This is a genomic window from Streptomyces gobitricini, assembly GCF_039532985.1.
In the GTDB taxonomy this organism is placed as follows: Bacteria; Actinomycetota; Actinomycetes; order Streptomycetales; family Streptomycetaceae; genus Streptomyces; species Streptomyces gobitricini.
The window spans coordinates 90,373-103,746 of the sequence record NZ_BAAASR010000003.1 but is presented as its reverse complement, the minus strand read 5'-3'; the positions used below and the strand labels follow the sequence as shown (position 1 = coordinate 103,746).

Annotated in this window: 13 protein-coding genes; 7 read left to right on the top strand and 6 right to left on the bottom strand. The window is 71.5% G+C overall.

Annotation, left to right across the window (positions count from 1 at the left end; translation table 11 throughout):
• Positions 1-392 precede the first annotated feature (392 nt).
• Positions 393-1,481 carry a redox-regulated ATPase YchF gene (ychF, locus tag ABD347_RS04490; RefSeq protein WP_344356559.1) on the bottom strand — a complete coding sequence of 363 codons (1,089 nt, stop codon included), beginning with the start codon at positions 1,479-1,481 and terminating at the stop codon, positions 393-395.
• Between the two features lie 463 nt (positions 1,482-1,944).
• On the opposite strand from ychF, the gene ABD347_RS04485 reads away from it, so the two are divergent.
• Positions 1,945-2,379 (top strand): DUF6542 domain-containing protein, encoded by a 435-nt coding sequence (locus ABD347_RS04485; RefSeq protein ID WP_344356557.1) that lies wholly within the window; start codon positions 1,945-1,947, stop codon positions 2,377-2,379.
• 104 nt (positions 2,380-2,483) lie between these two features.
• Here the strand turns inward: ABD347_RS04485 and ppgK are convergent, their stop codons facing one another.
• Entirely contained in the window at positions 2,484-3,224 is a 741-nt protein-coding gene (ppgK, locus tag ABD347_RS04480; protein WP_344356554.1) for a polyphosphate--glucose phosphotransferase, read from the bottom strand.
• A gap of 44 nt (positions 3,225-3,268) precedes the next feature.
• Complete coding sequence (locus ABD347_RS04475; protein WP_344356552.1) at positions 3,269-4,267, bottom strand: 4-hydroxy-3-methylbut-2-enyl diphosphate reductase; 999 nt, start codon at positions 4,265-4,267, stop codon at positions 3,269-3,271.
• 62 nt (positions 4,268-4,329) lie between these two features.
• Here ABD347_RS04475 and ABD347_RS04470 point away from each other — a divergent pair, with 62 nt between their 5' ends.
• The 4 genes from ABD347_RS04470 to ABD347_RS04455 all read left to right on the top strand — a co-directional run bounded on the left by ABD347_RS04470 (position 4,330) and on the right by ABD347_RS04455 (position 8,130).
• Positions 4,330-5,694, top strand: a complete 1,365-nt coding sequence (locus ABD347_RS04470; protein ID WP_344356550.1) for an APC family permease — start codon at positions 4,330-4,332, stop codon at positions 5,692-5,694.
• A 248-nt stretch (positions 5,695-5,942) separates the two neighbouring features.
• Positions 5,943-7,172 carry an exodeoxyribonuclease VII large subunit gene (gene xseA, locus ABD347_RS04465; RefSeq protein ID WP_344356549.1) on the top strand — a complete coding sequence of 410 codons (1,230 nt, stop codon included), beginning with the start codon at positions 5,943-5,945 and terminating at the stop codon, positions 7,170-7,172.
• A gap of 10 nt (positions 7,173-7,182) precedes the next feature.
• Positions 7,183-7,413 (top strand): exodeoxyribonuclease VII small subunit, encoded by a 231-nt coding sequence (locus ABD347_RS04460; RefSeq protein WP_344356547.1) that lies wholly within the window; start codon positions 7,183-7,185, stop codon positions 7,411-7,413.
• Positions 7,414-7,539: 126 nt separating this feature from the next.
• Complete coding sequence (locus ABD347_RS04455; RefSeq protein ID WP_344356545.1) at positions 7,540-8,130, top strand: malonic semialdehyde reductase; 591 nt, start codon at positions 7,540-7,542, stop codon at positions 8,128-8,130.
• Between the two features lie 115 nt (positions 8,131-8,245).
• Here ABD347_RS04455 and ABD347_RS04450 read toward each other — a convergent pair whose 3' ends face one another.
• Complete coding sequence (locus ABD347_RS04450; protein WP_344356754.1) at positions 8,246-8,764, bottom strand: DUF4245 domain-containing protein; 519 nt, start codon at positions 8,762-8,764, stop codon at positions 8,246-8,248.
• Between the two features lie 136 nt (positions 8,765-8,900).
• Here ABD347_RS04450 and glpX point away from each other — a divergent pair, with 136 nt between their 5' ends.
• Entirely contained in the window at positions 8,901-9,932 is a 1,032-nt protein-coding gene (gene glpX / locus ABD347_RS04445) for a class II fructose-bisphosphatase (protein ID WP_031078366.1), read from the top strand.
• A gap of 280 nt (positions 9,933-10,212) precedes the next feature.
• Here the strand turns inward: glpX and ABD347_RS04440 are convergent, their stop codons facing one another.
• Both ABD347_RS04440 and ABD347_RS04435 read right to left on the bottom strand, forming a co-directional pair.
• Positions 10,213-10,590 carry a WhiB family transcriptional regulator gene (locus tag ABD347_RS04440; protein WP_344356542.1) on the bottom strand — a complete coding sequence of 126 codons (378 nt, stop codon included), beginning with the start codon at positions 10,588-10,590 and terminating at the stop codon, positions 10,213-10,215.
• 135 nt (positions 10,591-10,725) lie between these two features.
• Positions 10,726-11,412 (bottom strand): DUF1707 SHOCT-like domain-containing protein, encoded by a 687-nt coding sequence (locus tag ABD347_RS04435; RefSeq protein ID WP_344356540.1) that lies wholly within the window; start codon positions 11,410-11,412, stop codon positions 10,726-10,728.
• A 157-nt stretch (positions 11,413-11,569) separates the two neighbouring features.
• On the opposite strand from ABD347_RS04435, the gene ABD347_RS04430 reads away from it, so the two are divergent.
• The gene (locus ABD347_RS04430) at positions 11,570-13,261 is read left to right on the top strand and encodes a fumarate hydratase (RefSeq protein ID WP_344356538.1); all 1,692 of its coding nucleotides are present in this window, start codon (positions 11,570-11,572) and stop codon (positions 13,259-13,261) included.
• Positions 13,262-13,374 lie beyond the last annotated feature (113 nt).

Below are 13,374 nucleotides of genomic sequence, written 5' to 3'. Positions count from 1 at the left end.
CACAAGGCTAGCGACGCTGCGACCATTTCACGCGGGGCAATGCCTCTGGATATCTCTGAGCCGGGTGCACCTCCCGGCAGAGCACCCATACCCAGCACCCTCACACAGGTCGAAGCCGGCGCCCAGTCACGCATGCTCGATCGCCTGCGCGTACGCGACACCAGCAAGTGCCAGCAGCCGAGGCGCCTCCTCCGTCCACACCTGCCGACCGACGCAGCAATCGCCACCTCACGTCCGCCACGAGGCACGCCGTGCGGAACTCGGCACGGGAGTCCTCATCCCAACCCAGCACCATCCCAGCACGGGAAAGTAGAAAGGGCCCGCCTCCGAAGAGCTGGGCCCTCTCTGACCTGCATGTTTGCCAGGTCAGCGGAGTGACGCTAAGTCACCCGCTACACATTGAAGCGGAACTCCACCACGTCGCCGTCCTGCATGACGTAGTCCTTGCCCTCCATGCGGGCCTTGCCCGCCGCGCGGGCCTCGGCGACCGAGCCGGTTTCGACGAGGTCGGCGAAGGAGATGACCTCGGCCTTGATGAAGCCCTTCTGGAAGTCGGTGTGGATCACACCGGCCGCCTCGGGGGCCGTCGCGCCCTTCTTGATCGTCCAGGCGCGGGACTCCTTGGGGCCGGCCGTCAGGTAGGTCTGGAGGCCCAGGGTGTCGAAGCCGACGCGGGCCAGGGTGGCCAGGCCGGGCTCTTCGGCGCCGACGGACTGGAGGAGTTCCATGGCGTCCTCGTCGTCGAGCTCGGCGAGTTCCGCCTCCAGCTTGGCGTTGAGGAAGATCGCCTCGGCCGGGGCGACCAGGGCGCGCTGCTCGTCCTTGAAGGTGTCGTCCGTGAGCTCGTCCTCGTCGACGTTGAAGACGTAGAGGAACGGCTTGGTGGTGAGCAGGTGGAGGTCGTGCAGCAGCTCGGCCTTCTCGGAGCCCTGGACGATGCCCTGCGAGAAGAGGGTGTCGCCCCTCTCCAGGATCTCCTTGGCCGCCTCGACCGCCGCGACCTTCGGCGCGACGTCCTTCTTGATCCGGGACTCCTTCTGGAGGCGCGGCAGGACCTTCTCGATGGTCTGGAGGTCGGCGAGGATCAGCTCGGTGTTGATCGTCTCGATGTCGTCCTTCGGCGAGACCTTGCCGTCGACGTGGACGACGTTCTCGTCCTTGAAGGCACGGATGACCTGGCAGATCGCGTCCGACTCGCGGATGTTCGCCAGGAACTTGTTGCCCAGGCCCTCACCCTCGCTCGCGCCGCGAACGATGCCCGCGATGTCGACGAAGTCGACCGTGGCCGGGAGGACCCGCTGCGAACTGAAGATCTCGGCCAGCTTGGTGAGACGGGTGTCGGGCACGCCGACGACGCCGACGTTCGGCTCGATGGTGGCGAACGGGTAGTTGGCCGCCAGCACGTCGTTCTTGGTCAGGGCGTTGAACAGGGTCGACTTGCCGACATTCGGCAGGCCGACGATTCCGATCGTGAGCGACACGTTGGCGACTTCCCTAGAAGTGAGGATGGTGGGCCGACCCCCCAGTTTACGGGCGTGGCGGAGCGGGCAGTGACGGCGGCCGTTGGGCGAACTCTTGGCCAAGGTCACTCAAAGTGCGTGTCCCATGCCGGACTCCCGGCCCATTCCGACCTACGTTGTGCGGGTGGAGCAGCACAGGAACAGTTCCCCCCAGCGCCGGCAGCGGGCGCAGGCCCCGGCGGGCCCGACGGCCCCCGTGGCCCCCGTGGCCCCCGCGGCCCCGGGCGCCGTGCCGCAGGGCGCGCTCATCGACGGCACGGGTACCCGCCCCGTCGGGACACGTCCGGCGCGGTCTCCCGCCCGGCCCCCCGGCGGCAAGGCCGCGCCCGGTGGCCGGGCCGGCGGCACGGGGGGCTCGTCCGGCGGGCCCGGCACGCCCGGCGGTCGGCCCCGGCGGCCGGGTGGCCGGCCCCGGGGGCGGGCCGTGCCGCCCGTGGTGCTCGCGTTGCGCAGGCTGCCCGCGCCCCGCCTGACCGGACTCGGCGCCGGGCTGTTCGCCGCCGCGACGATGTTCCTGCTCGGCTGCCTCGACCGGCTGCTCCTCGACGGCTCCCCGCTGGTGTACGGGCTGCTCTTCCTGCCCGTCAGCGCCCTGACCGCGCTGTGGGTACGGGAGGCCGACCTGGTCACCGCGCCGATCAGCGTGCCCATCGCGTTCGCCGCGGGCGTCGTACCGATCGCCGGGGGCACCGGCGGTCTGGGCGGCCGGATCATGGCGGTGGTCACCACGCTCGCCGTGCACGCCGGCTGGCTGTACGGCGGCACGCTGGTGGCGGGCCTCATCGCCTCCGTACGCAAGGTGCGGCAGATGGGGCGGCGGCAGCGGACCACGACCGCCGCCCGGGCCACCCAGCGCTGACGCTCCGGCCGCCCGGGCACGGCCGCCCGTCCGCCCCACCGCCCGGGTCGTGTTCGGCGCCGGCGGTCCGGTCTCCGGCGCTCCGGCCTCCGGCCTCCGGCGCCTCAGCGGGCCGCGGCGGCCATCGCCGCGCCCACGATCCCCGCGTTGTTCTGCAGCTCCGCCGGGACGATCTCGGCGCGGATGTCCTTGATCAGCGGCAGGAACTTCTCCGCCTTGCGGCTGACGCCTCCGCCCACGATGAAGAGCTCGGGCGAGAAGAGCATCTCCACGTGGGCCAGGTACTTCCGCACCCGCTGCGCCCAGTCCTCCCAGCTCAGGTCCTTGTCGTCCTTGACCTTCGTCGACGCGCGCTTCTCCGCCTCGTGGCCGTCCAGCTCCAGGTGCCCCAGCTCCGTGTTGGGCACCAGCCCGCCGTCGGTGAAGACCGCGCTGCCGATGCCCGTACCGAAGGTCAGCATGATCACCGTGCCCTTGCGGTCGCGTCCCGCGCCGAAGGTCATCTCCGCGATTCCGGCGGCGTCGGCGTCATTGAGGACGGTGACCGGCATCCCGCCCAGCCGTTCACCCAGCATCGCCGCGGCGTCGACGCCGACCCAGCCCTTGTCGACGTTCGCCGCCGTGCGGATGGTGGCGCCGGTGACGACACCGGGGAAGGTGACGCCGACCGGGCCCGACCAGCCGAAATGCTCGACGACCTCAGCGACGCACCCCGCGACACGGTCGGGTGTCGCGGGGTGCGGTGTCAGTACCTTGTGGCGGGGCTCGGCCAGATCTCCGCGCTCCAGATCCACGGGAGCGCCCTTGATCCCCGACCCGCCGATGTCCACTCCGAAGACGTTCATGGACTCAACGTTACGGCGAGGCGCTGACGGTTACCGCCTTTCGCTCACTGCTTTTCGCTGAGAGCGGCCGCTTCGGCGCGCAGGTCGCGGCGGAGCTCCTTGGGCAGCGAGAAGGTGATCGACTCCTCGGCGGCCTTCACGATCTCCACGTCCTCGAAGCCGCGCCGCGCCAGCCACTCCAGGACGCCCTCGACCAGTACCTCCGGGACGGAGGCACCGGAGGTGACACCGACCGTGGAGACGCCCTCCAGCCACGCCTCGTCGATCTCCTCGGCGAAGTCCACCAGGTGGGCGTCCTTCGCGCCCGCGCCGAGGGCGACCTCGACGAGGCGGACCGAGTTGGAGGAGTTCTTCGAACCGACGACGATGACCAGGTCCGCCTCGGCGCCCATCTGCTTGACGGCGGTCTGGCGGTTCTGCGTCGCGTAGCAGATGTCGTCGCTCGGCGGGGAGATCAGCTTCGGGAACTTCTCCTTCAGCTTGTCGACCGTCTCCATGGTCTCGTCGACCGAGAGGGTGGTCTGGGAGAGCCAGACGACCTTCGACTCGTCCCGCACGGTCACGTTCTCCACGTCGTCCGGGCCGTCCACCAGGGTGATGTGGTCCGGGGCCTCGCCGGAGGTGCCGATGACCTCCTCGTGTCCCTCGTGACCGATCAGGAGGATGTCGTAGTCCTCCCCCGCGAACCGGACCGCTTCCTTGTGGACCTTGGTGACCAGGGGGCAGGTCGCGTCGATCGTCGCGAGCCGGCGCTCGGCGGCCTCCTGGTGGACGGTCGGCGCCACGCCGTGCGCGGAGAACATCACGATCGACCCCTCGGGGACCTCCGCCGTCTCGTCGACGAAGATGGCGCCCTTCTTCTCCAGGGTCCGTACGACGTACTTGTTGTGCACGATCTCGTGCCGGACGTAGATCGGCGAGCCGTACTGCTCCAGAGCCTTCTCCACGGCGATCACGGCACGGTCCACGCCCGCGCAGTAGCCACGGGGAGCGGCGAGGAGGACGCGCTTGTCGGACGACGGGCTGGCAGGCGTAGCAGTCATGTCCCCATCGTAAGGGCGCTCATAAGGAGCGGGAGATCCGCCGGGCGGCTGAGACTGGGGGCATGACCGGCACCACCCGTACGCGGAGGACGGACGAGCACACCGGGCTGCGGCGGGAGCTGGGCTTCCGGGACCTCGTGGTCTACGGGCTGCTCTTCATCGCCCCCATGGCGCCGGTCGGCGTTTTCGGCACCCTGGACGCCCGGTCGCACGGCGCCGTCGCGCTGGTCTATCTGGTGGCGACGGTCGCGATGGCGTTCACCGCGTTCAGTTACGCCCAGATGGTCCGGGTGGCCCCCCAGGCGGGGTCGGTCTTCGCGTACGCGCGCAAGGGGCTGGGGGAAGGTCCGGGGTTCGTCGCGGGCTGGATGGTGATGCTCGACTACCTGCTCATCCCGGCTGTGGCGTACCTCTTCGCGGGCATCGCCATGGAGGCGCTGGTACCGGCCGTCAACCGGTGGGTGTGGACGGCGCTCGCGGTGGTGCTCACCACGCTGCTCAACCTGGGGGGCGTGCGGGCGGCCGCCAGGGTGGGGTTCGCGGTGCTGGGGCTGGAGCTCGTGGTGCTGCTGGTGTTCGTGGTGTCGGCGGTCGTGGTGCTGGTACGGGACGGGGCGCAGCGCGGATGGCTGTCACCGCTGACCGGGGACGCCGGGTTCTCGTCGGCCGCGGTGCTGGGGGCCGTGTCCGTGGCGGTGCTGTCGTACCTGGGTTTCGACGCGATCGCCTCGTTCGCGGAGGAGGTGACGGGGGGCTCGGCGAAGGTGGCGCGGGCGGTGCTGTGCTGCCTGGCGCTGGCAGGGGTGCTGTTCGTGGCGCAGACGTACCTGGTGGCGCTGCTGGAGCCGGTGTCGTCGGCGGAGCTGGCGGCGGATCCGGCGCGGCAGGGGTCGGCGTTCTACGACGCGGTGAACGCCTCGGTCGGCGGGTGGCTGCACGACCTGGTGGCGACGAGCAAGGCGATCGGCGCGGCGTTCGCGGCGCTGGCGGGGCAGGCGGCGGCCGGGCGGCTGCTGTTCGCCATGGCGCGCGACGGGCGGCTGCCGCGCGTGCTGGCGCGTACGGATGGGGGCGTGCCGCGCGTGGCACTGCTGCTGGCGGCCACGGTCACGATGGTGGCGGCCGTGTGGGCGGCGCGGCGCGGTGACGGGATGGACCGCCTGGTGTCGGTGGTGAACATCGGGGCGCTGACGGCGTTCGTGCTGCTCCACGCGAGCGTGGTGGGGTGGTTCGCGGTACGGAGGTCGGGGACGGGGGCGCCTCCGGACCGGCTCAGGCACGTGGTGCTGCCGGTGGTGGGCGCGGTGATCCTGGTCGCCGTCATCGTCGAGGCGGCCGCCCCGGCCCTGGTGGTGGGCGCGCTGTGGCTGGCGGTGGGCCTGCTGGTGCTCGCGGTGCGGCGGGGACGGCGGAACCGGGCGGTGTAGGCCGCGCGGCCGCGGGCGTCCGGGCGGGGGCCGATGGGCGCGGACGGGCGGGCGGGGGCCGGTGGGCGCGGGGGCGGCTGGGGGCCTGCGACACGGGCGAGGCCGACGTGGCGGCGCGGCGCTCCACGAGCGTGGCCGCACGGTCACGGCAGGGGTGCGGCGGAGCCGCCTGCCGGCGCAGGACCGTGGCGCGGACCTGTCCCGGCCGGGGCGGGGGCGTTGTCGTAGCGGGCGCGTACGCTCGCTCCATGGGTCTCAATACGTCTGCCGAAGCTCCCCTGCCCGTCGGTGAGGTGTCGCGGCTCATCGGGGGATGGATCGACCGGCTCGGTGCCGTCTGGGTGGAGGGGCAGATCACCCAGTTGTCGCGGCGGCCCGGCGCGGGCGTCGTGTTCATGACGCTGCGCGACCCGTCGTACGACATCTCCGTGAGCGTCACCTGCTACCGGCAGGTGTTCGACGCGGTCGCCGACGTGGTCGCCGAGGGCGCCCGGGTCGTGGTGCGCGCCAAGCCCGAGTGGTACGCCCCGCGCGGGCAGCTGTCGCTGCGGGCGACCGAGATGAAGCCGGTGGGGATCGGGGAGCTGCTGGCCCGGCTGGAGATGCTGAAGCGGTCCCTGGGCGCGGAGGGGCTGTTCGCGCTCGACCGCAAGAAGCCGGTGCCGTTCCTGCCGCAGCTGATCGGCCTGGTGTGCGGCCGCGCGTCGGCCGCCGAGCGTGACGTGCTGGAGAACGCACGGCGGCGGTGGCCGGCCGTCCGCTTCGAGGTGCGGAACGTGGCGGTGCAGGGCGTCCACGCCGTTCCGCAGGTGGTGGGGGCGGTCAAGGAGCTGGACGAGCTGCCGGACGTGGACGTGATCATCGTGGCTCGGGGCGGTGGCAGCGTGGAGGACCTGCTGCCGTTCTCGGACGAGCAGCTCGTCCGGGCCGTCGCCGAGTGCCGTACGCCGGTGGTGTCGGCGATCGGGCACGAGCCGGACTCCCCGCTGCTGGACCTGGTGGCGGACCTGCGGGCGTCCACCCCGACCGACGCCGCCAAGAAGGTCGTCCCGGACGTGGGCGAGGAGCTGGACCGGGTGCGGGGCCTGCGCGACCGGGCGCTGCGCACGGTGCGGGGCCTGCTCGACCGTGAGGAACGGGGCCTGGCGCACGCGCTTGCCCGGCCGGTCATGGAGCACCCTCAGCGGATGGTGGAGGAGCGGGAGACGGAGGTGGACGCCCTGCTGGCGCGGAGCCGCCGTGTCCTGGGCCACCTGCTGGACCGGGCGGACTCCGAGCTGAGGCACACGCACGCGCGCGTGGTGGGGCTCTCGCCGGCGGCGACGCTGGAGCGGGGGTACGCGGTGCTCCAGCGGGCGGACGGGTCGGTGGTGCGGTCGCCGGAGGAGGTCTCACCGGACGAGGAGCTGCGGGCGCGGGTCGCCGAGGGGGAGTTGTCCGTGCGCGTGGCCGCCGACGTTGTCGTACCCCGCCCGTAGGGTGGTCCGCATGGCAGCGAACACGACGGAAACCGCGATCGGGTACGAGCAGGCACGTGACGAGCTGATCGAGGTCGTCCGCCGGCTGGAGGCGGGTGGCACCACGCTGGAGGAGTCGCTGGCGCTGTGGGAGCGGGGCGAGGAGCTGGCCAAGGTGTGCCGCCGCTGGCTGGAGGGCGTCCGCGCCCGTCTGGACGCGGCGCTGGCCGAGCAGGAGGCCCCGGTGGACCAGGGGGAGTGAGCCCCCGGGACCGGCGTGTGAGGGGTCTCACGAGGCGCCCCGACCCCGCTTAGTTGAAAGTTAACCTATCTCGGGCGTACGGTGGAGCACATCGCTTGATCCTTTGCACGTCCGAAAGGCACCAGCATGTCCCTCGTTCTTGACCCCGCCGCCCAGGACCTCCTCTTCCGCGAGGCCCGCACCGCCAACACCTTCACCGACGAGCCGGTCACCGAGGAGCAGGTCCAGGCGATCTACGACCTGGTCAAGTACGGGCCGACCGCCTTCAACCAGTCGCCGCTGCGCGTCGTCCTGGTCCGCTCCGCGGAGGCCCGCGAGCGCCTGATCCCGCACATGGCGGAGGGCAACCAGGCCAAGACCGCGTCGGCCCCGCTGGTCGCGATCCTGGCGGCCGACAACGAGTTCCACGAGGAGCTCCCGAGCCTGTTCCCGCACTTCCCGCAGGCCAAGGACGTGTTCTTCGCCGAGCGCCCGGCCCGCGAGCAGGCCGCCGGCCTGAACGCCGCGCTGCAGGCCGCGTACTTCATCGTGGGAATCCGCGCCGCCGGCCTCGCCGCAGGCCCCATGACGGGCTTCGACTTCGCGGGCGTCCAGAAGGAGTTCCTCGACGGCGACCACACCCCGCTGATGATCGTCAACATCGGCAAGCCGGGCGAGGGCGCCTCGTTCCCGCGCAGCCCCCGTCTCGCCTACGACGAGGTCATCACCACCGTCTGACCCGACGGCCCACCGACCGGCGGCCCCGGACACCATCCCCCCTGGTGCCCGGGGCCGTCGCCGTTCGCCGGGCCGGCCGCGCCGGGCGGAGTCCGCCCGCCGGCCCTTCAGCCCTTCAGCCCTTCTTCGCCGGCTGGAGCGCCGCCGCCATCCGCCCGAGCTGCTCCTGGGTCGCCGTCCCGGTCACGACCGTCGTGACGCCCTTGTCGCGCAGGACCAGCGCGTCGTACTTCGGGCCCTCCCAGTACTGCCAGGCCCTGCCCGCCACCTGCCGCGTCCGGCCGGTGTCCCGCGCCTCGTGGGTCACCTCGACGACGTACTTCTCCGGCACCGCCGTCGACTGCTCCACCGCCACGTACTGCCGGTCCGGCGTCAGGAAACCGAGATGCCAGGCGTTGCCGCCCTCGCGGTCGTACGCGACCGAGGTCGGCGTCCAGCCGCCGGGGAGGCCCTCCGGCGCCAGCACCGGGTAGGGGGCCGCGCGCTGCGCGGTCACCAGCTCGACCCGGTAGTCGACCGGCTTGATCGGGTCCGCCTTGTCGTCGTGCGGAACGAAGAGATAGATCACGCCCGCTGCGGCGCAGATGACCGCCATCGACTGGAACATCCCGCGCACTGTCTGCTTGCCACGCATACCTGCCACGCCCCCTATGGTCGCATCAGGGTGGCCTGCTCATACGTGGGCCCCTCTGCTCAATATGTCGACCTACCGATAGAGTCGCAGCACCCTCTTCACTTGCGGCCGTCGCCGTACAGAAAGGTGCGTTCCGATGACCGACAATCATCTGCCGTCCGAGCTCGAGGTCTCTCCCGAGGCCCCCGACCGCAACCTGGCCCTCGAGCTGGTCCGGGTCACCGAGGCCGCCGCCATGGCCGCCGGCCGCTGGGTCGGCCGTGGGGACAAGAACGGCGCCGACGGCGCGGCGGTACGCGCCATGCGGACCCTGGTGTCCACCGTCTCCATGAACGGCGTCGTCGTGATCGGTGAGGGCGAGAAGGACGAAGCCCCGATGCTGTTCAACGGCGAGCGCGTCGGCGACGGGACCGGCGCCGAGTGCGACATCGCCGTGGACCCCATCGACGGCACCACGCTCACCGCCAAGGGCATGCCGAACGCGATCGCCGTACTGGCGGCCGCCGACCGCGGCACCATGTTCGACCCGTCCGCGGTCTTCTACATGGACAAGCTCGTCACCGGCCCGGAGGCCGCCGACTACGTCGACATCAACGCCCCGGTGTCCGTGAACATCCGCCGCGTCGCCAAGGCGAAGCACTCCTCCCCCGAGGACGTCACGGTCGTCATCCTGGACCGCCCGCGCCATGAGGGCATCGTCAAGGAGATCCGCGAGACGGGTGCGCGCATCAAGTTCATCTCGGACGGTGACGTGGCCGGTTCGATCATGGCGGTGCGCGAGGGCACGGGCGTGGACCTGCTGATGGGCATCGGCGGTACGCCCGAGGGCATCATCAGCGCCTGCGCGATCAAGTGCCTGGGCGGCGTCATCCAGGGCAAGCTCTGGCCGAAGGACGACGAGGAGCGCCAGCGCGCCATCGACGCGGGCCACGACCTGGACCGGGTCCTGTCCACGAACGACCTGGTCAGCGGCGACAACGTGTTCTTCGTCGCGACCGGCATCACGGACGGCGAACTGCTGCGCGGGGTGCGCTACCGCGCCGAGACGGCGACCACCTCGTCGCTGGTCATGCGCTCGAAGTCGGGCACGATCCGGCAGATCGACTCGACGCACCGGCTGTCGAAGCTGCGCGCGTACAGCCAGATCGACTTCGACCGCGCGAAGTAGCCCGCGGCCGCGGTACGCGCGGGAGTACGGACACGGAGAGGGGCGCCCCCATGTGCGGTGGGGGCGCCCCTCTCCCGTACGCCGGGGACGAGCCGCACGGCCGAACCGGGCGGATCGGGCGGAGAGCCGGAGGTGCCGGAGGAGAGCCGGAAGCCCTCGGAAGGAAGCCGGTACCGGCCGCAGGTGCCGGGATCGGCCGGAGGTGCGGAGGAGAGCCGGAGGTGCCGGACCGGCCGGAGGTGCCGAGGAGAGCCGGGGGTGCGGAGGAGACCAGCCGGGGTCAGCCGGCGGCGGCGATGCGGGGACCGGTCGAGGAGGCCTTCTTCAGCTCCACCTCGCGGCGCCTGCGCCGGGCCAGCACGACGCGCCGCTCGGCCGCCGTCAGGCCGCCCCACACGCCGTACGGTTCGGGCTGGAGCAGCGCGTGCTCCCGGCACTCGACCATGACCGGACAGCGGGCGCAGACCCGTTTCGCGGCTTCCTCCCGCGCCAGCCGGGCGGCCGTGGGCTCCTTGGACGGGGCGAAGAACAGGCCTGCTTCGTCCCGGCGGCACACCGCCTCCGAGTGCCACGGACCGGCCTGGTCCTCCCGCGCCGGAAGACGCTGGGAGGGGGCGGCGGCGGCGACCTGGAGGGGCTGGGGCGGCAGTTGCAGCACGGTCTACTCCTGACGACGGCTTCGCGAGCGAGAGACGATGCAGCAAGCCCTACCCGCTGTGCGCGCGCCTATGCACTGCGTGGCGCCCCGGTCCAGGGGGCGGGATTCCGACCGGAGGAAACCGGCCGTGGCTCATCAACCACCCAAGTGCTTACGGAACTTGTGATGGAGGTCGGCGATGCGACGCCCGCGCCCTGGCCGGGCCTCCACGCTGCCGAAGACGGCGTATCCGTTGACCACGACGACCGGGGCCTCGGGGTCCGCGGCTTCCAGGGTGTCCACCTCGAAGCTGCCGAAGACACCGGTACCGCCGCCCCTCAGCGTGATGTTCTCGGGGACGCGGACCTCGACGCTGCCGAAGACCGAGACGGCGTCGATGGTGGTCAGGCGCTGGGTGAAGACCGCCTCGGTGAGATCGATCTCGACGCTGCCGAAGAGCGAGAACGCGTGGGTCCGCCGACCGAGCCGCCGGCGCCCCTTGCGGGTGGCGCTGGAGAAGACGGCGATCAGCTTGTCGGCCGGGGCGGCCGGGTCCTCGGCGGCGTACGCGTACGACTGGCGCCCCGGCGCCTCGGGGCGCGGGCGGGCGGCGGGCAGGTCCCGCACGAGCGGTCCCAGTTCACCGAGCGTCTTGGCCCGGTAGACGGCGTCGATGCGCTCCCCGTGCTCCTCCGCGTCGATCCGGCCCTCGGCCAGGGCGTCCCGGAGGATGTCCGCGATCCGGTCCCGGTCGGCGTCCGAGGCGCGGAGCGCGGCGTCCGAGTCCCGGAACGCGGGGTCGGCGGGCGCGGGCGGCTTCTGGGGCTGCTTCTCGAGGTCCACGCCTCCAGCCTAGCCAAACGCGATACATCGCGACCAGACGTACGCACCCGGAACTGAGCCTTACCTCACAGGTGGGGGCGGCTCCGGGCGTTCTACGCTTGGGGGCGCGCTGCCAACGGAGGCCGCGTCGCCGTCTGCCGAGTGAGGAATGGCCGTAATGCCCCCTGTCTCCCGCCCGCCCAACCCTGCGTTCGCGTACTCCGATCTGCTGCCGCTGGGGGAGGACACCACGCCCTACCGCCTGGTGACCACCGAGGGCGTCTCCACCTTCGAGGCCGACGGCCGTACGTTCCTCAAGGTCGAGCCGGAGGCGCTGCGCACGCTCGCCGAAGAGGCGATCCACGACATCCAGCACTACCTCCGCCCGGCGCACCTCGCCCAGCTGCGCAAGATCATCGATGACCCGGAGGCGTCGGGCAACGACAAGTTCGTCGCGCTCGACCTGCTCAAGAACGCCAACATCGCGGCCGCCGGTGTGCTGCCCATGTGCCAGGACACCGGCACGGCGATCGTCATGGGCAAGCGCGGCCAGAACGTCCTCACCGAGGGCGAGGACGAGAAGGCCCTCTCGCGCGGCATCCACGACGCGTACCAGAACCTGAACCTGCGCTACTCGCAGATGGCGCCGCTCACCATGTGGGAGGAGAAGAACACCGGCTCCAACCTCCCCGCCCAGATCGAGCTGTACGCGACCGACGGAGGCGCGTACAAGTTCCTCTTCATGGCGAAGGGCGGCGGCTCCGCCAACAAGTCGTTCCTCTACCAGGAGACCAAGGCGGTCCTCAACGAGGCCTCCATGATGAGGTTCCTGGAGGAGAAGATCCGCTCCCTCGGTACGGCCGCGTGCCCGCCGTACCACCTGGCGATCGTCGTCGGCGGCACGTCCGCCGAGTTCGCGCTGAAGACCGCCAAGTACGCCTCCGCCCACTACCTGGACGCCCTGCCGTCCGAGGGCTCGGAGCTGGGCCACGGCTTCCGCGACGAGGAGCTGGAGAAGAAGGTCTTCGAGCTGACGCAGAAGATCGGCATCGGGGCGCAGTTCGGCGGCAAGTACTTCTGCCACGACGTGCGCGTGGTGCGCCTGCCGCGCCACGGCGCCTCGCTGCCCGTCGCGATCGCCGTGTCGTGCTCGGCCGACCGCCAGGCCGTCGCGAAGATCACCGCCGAGGGCGTCTTCCTGGAGCAGCTGGAGACCGACCCGGCGCGCTTCCTGCCGGACACCACCGACGAGCAGCTCGACGAGTCGGGCGACGTCGTGAGGATCGACCTGAACCAGCCGATGGACGACATCCTCGCCGAGCTGGCCAAGCACCCGGTCAAGACCCGCCTGTCGCTGACCGGGCCCCTGGTCGTGGCGCGCGACATCGCGCACGCCAAGATCAAGGAGCGGCTGGACGCGGGCGAGGAGATGCCGCAGTACCTCAAGGACCACCCGGTGTACTACGCCGGCCCGGCGAAGACCCCCGAGGGGTACGCCTCCGGTTCCTTCGGCCCGACGACGGCCGGCCGCATGGACTCGTACGTGGAGCAGTTCCAGGCGGCGGGCGGCTCCAAGGTGATGCTGGCCAAGGGCAACCGCTCGAAGCAGGTCACGGACGCGTGCGGCACGCACGGCGGCTTCTACCTGGGCTCGATCGGCGGCCCCGCCGCCCGCCTGGCGCAGGACTGCATCAAGAAGGTCGAGGTCGTCGAGTACGAGGAGCTCGGCATGGAGGCGGTCTGGAGGATCGAGGTCGAGGACTTCCCGGCGTTCATCGTGGTGGACGACAAGGGCAACGACTTCTTCCAGGATCCCGCCCCCGCCCCGACGTTCACGTCGATCCCGGTGCGCGGCCCCGGGCAGGCGTAAGCAGGCGTAAGCAGGCGTAAGCAGGCGTAAGCAGGCGTAAGCAGGCGTAAGCAGGCGGGCGGGCCCGGCCACCGTGACGGTGGCCGGGCCCGCCCGCGTACGCGGGTTACGCG

What these genes read in the sequence shown, in the direction of transcription:
- ABD347_RS04455 (WP_344356545.1), top strand. Translation starts at nt 7,540, where the DNA reads ATGTCCCTCGTTCTTGACCCCGCCGCCCAGGACCTCCTCTTCCGCGAG.
- ABD347_RS04450 (WP_344356754.1), bottom strand. Translation starts at nt 8,764, where the DNA reads ATGCGTGGCAAGCAGACAGTGCGCGGGATGTTCCAGTCGATGGCGGTC.
- ABD347_RS04475 (WP_344356552.1), bottom strand. Translation starts at nt 4,267, where the DNA reads ATGACTGCTACGCCTGCCAGCCCGTCGTCCGACAAGCGCGTCCTCCTC.
- glpX (WP_031078366.1), top strand. Translation starts at nt 8,901, where the DNA reads ATGACCGACAATCATCTGCCGTCCGAGCTCGAGGTCTCTCCCGAGGCC.
- ABD347_RS04430 (WP_344356538.1), top strand. Translation starts at nt 11,570, where the DNA reads ATGCCCCCTGTCTCCCGCCCGCCCAACCCTGCGTTCGCGTACTCCGAT.
- ABD347_RS04470 (WP_344356550.1), top strand. Translation starts at nt 4,330, where the DNA reads ATGACCGGCACCACCCGTACGCGGAGGACGGACGAGCACACCGGGCTG.
- ABD347_RS04460 (WP_344356547.1), top strand. Translation starts at nt 7,183, where the DNA reads ATGGCAGCGAACACGACGGAAACCGCGATCGGGTACGAGCAGGCACGT.
- ppgK (WP_344356554.1), bottom strand. Translation starts at nt 3,224, where the DNA reads ATGAACGTCTTCGGAGTGGACATCGGCGGGTCGGGGATCAAGGGCGCT.
- xseA (WP_344356549.1), top strand. Translation starts at nt 5,943, where the DNA reads ATGGGTCTCAATACGTCTGCCGAAGCTCCCCTGCCCGTCGGTGAGGTG.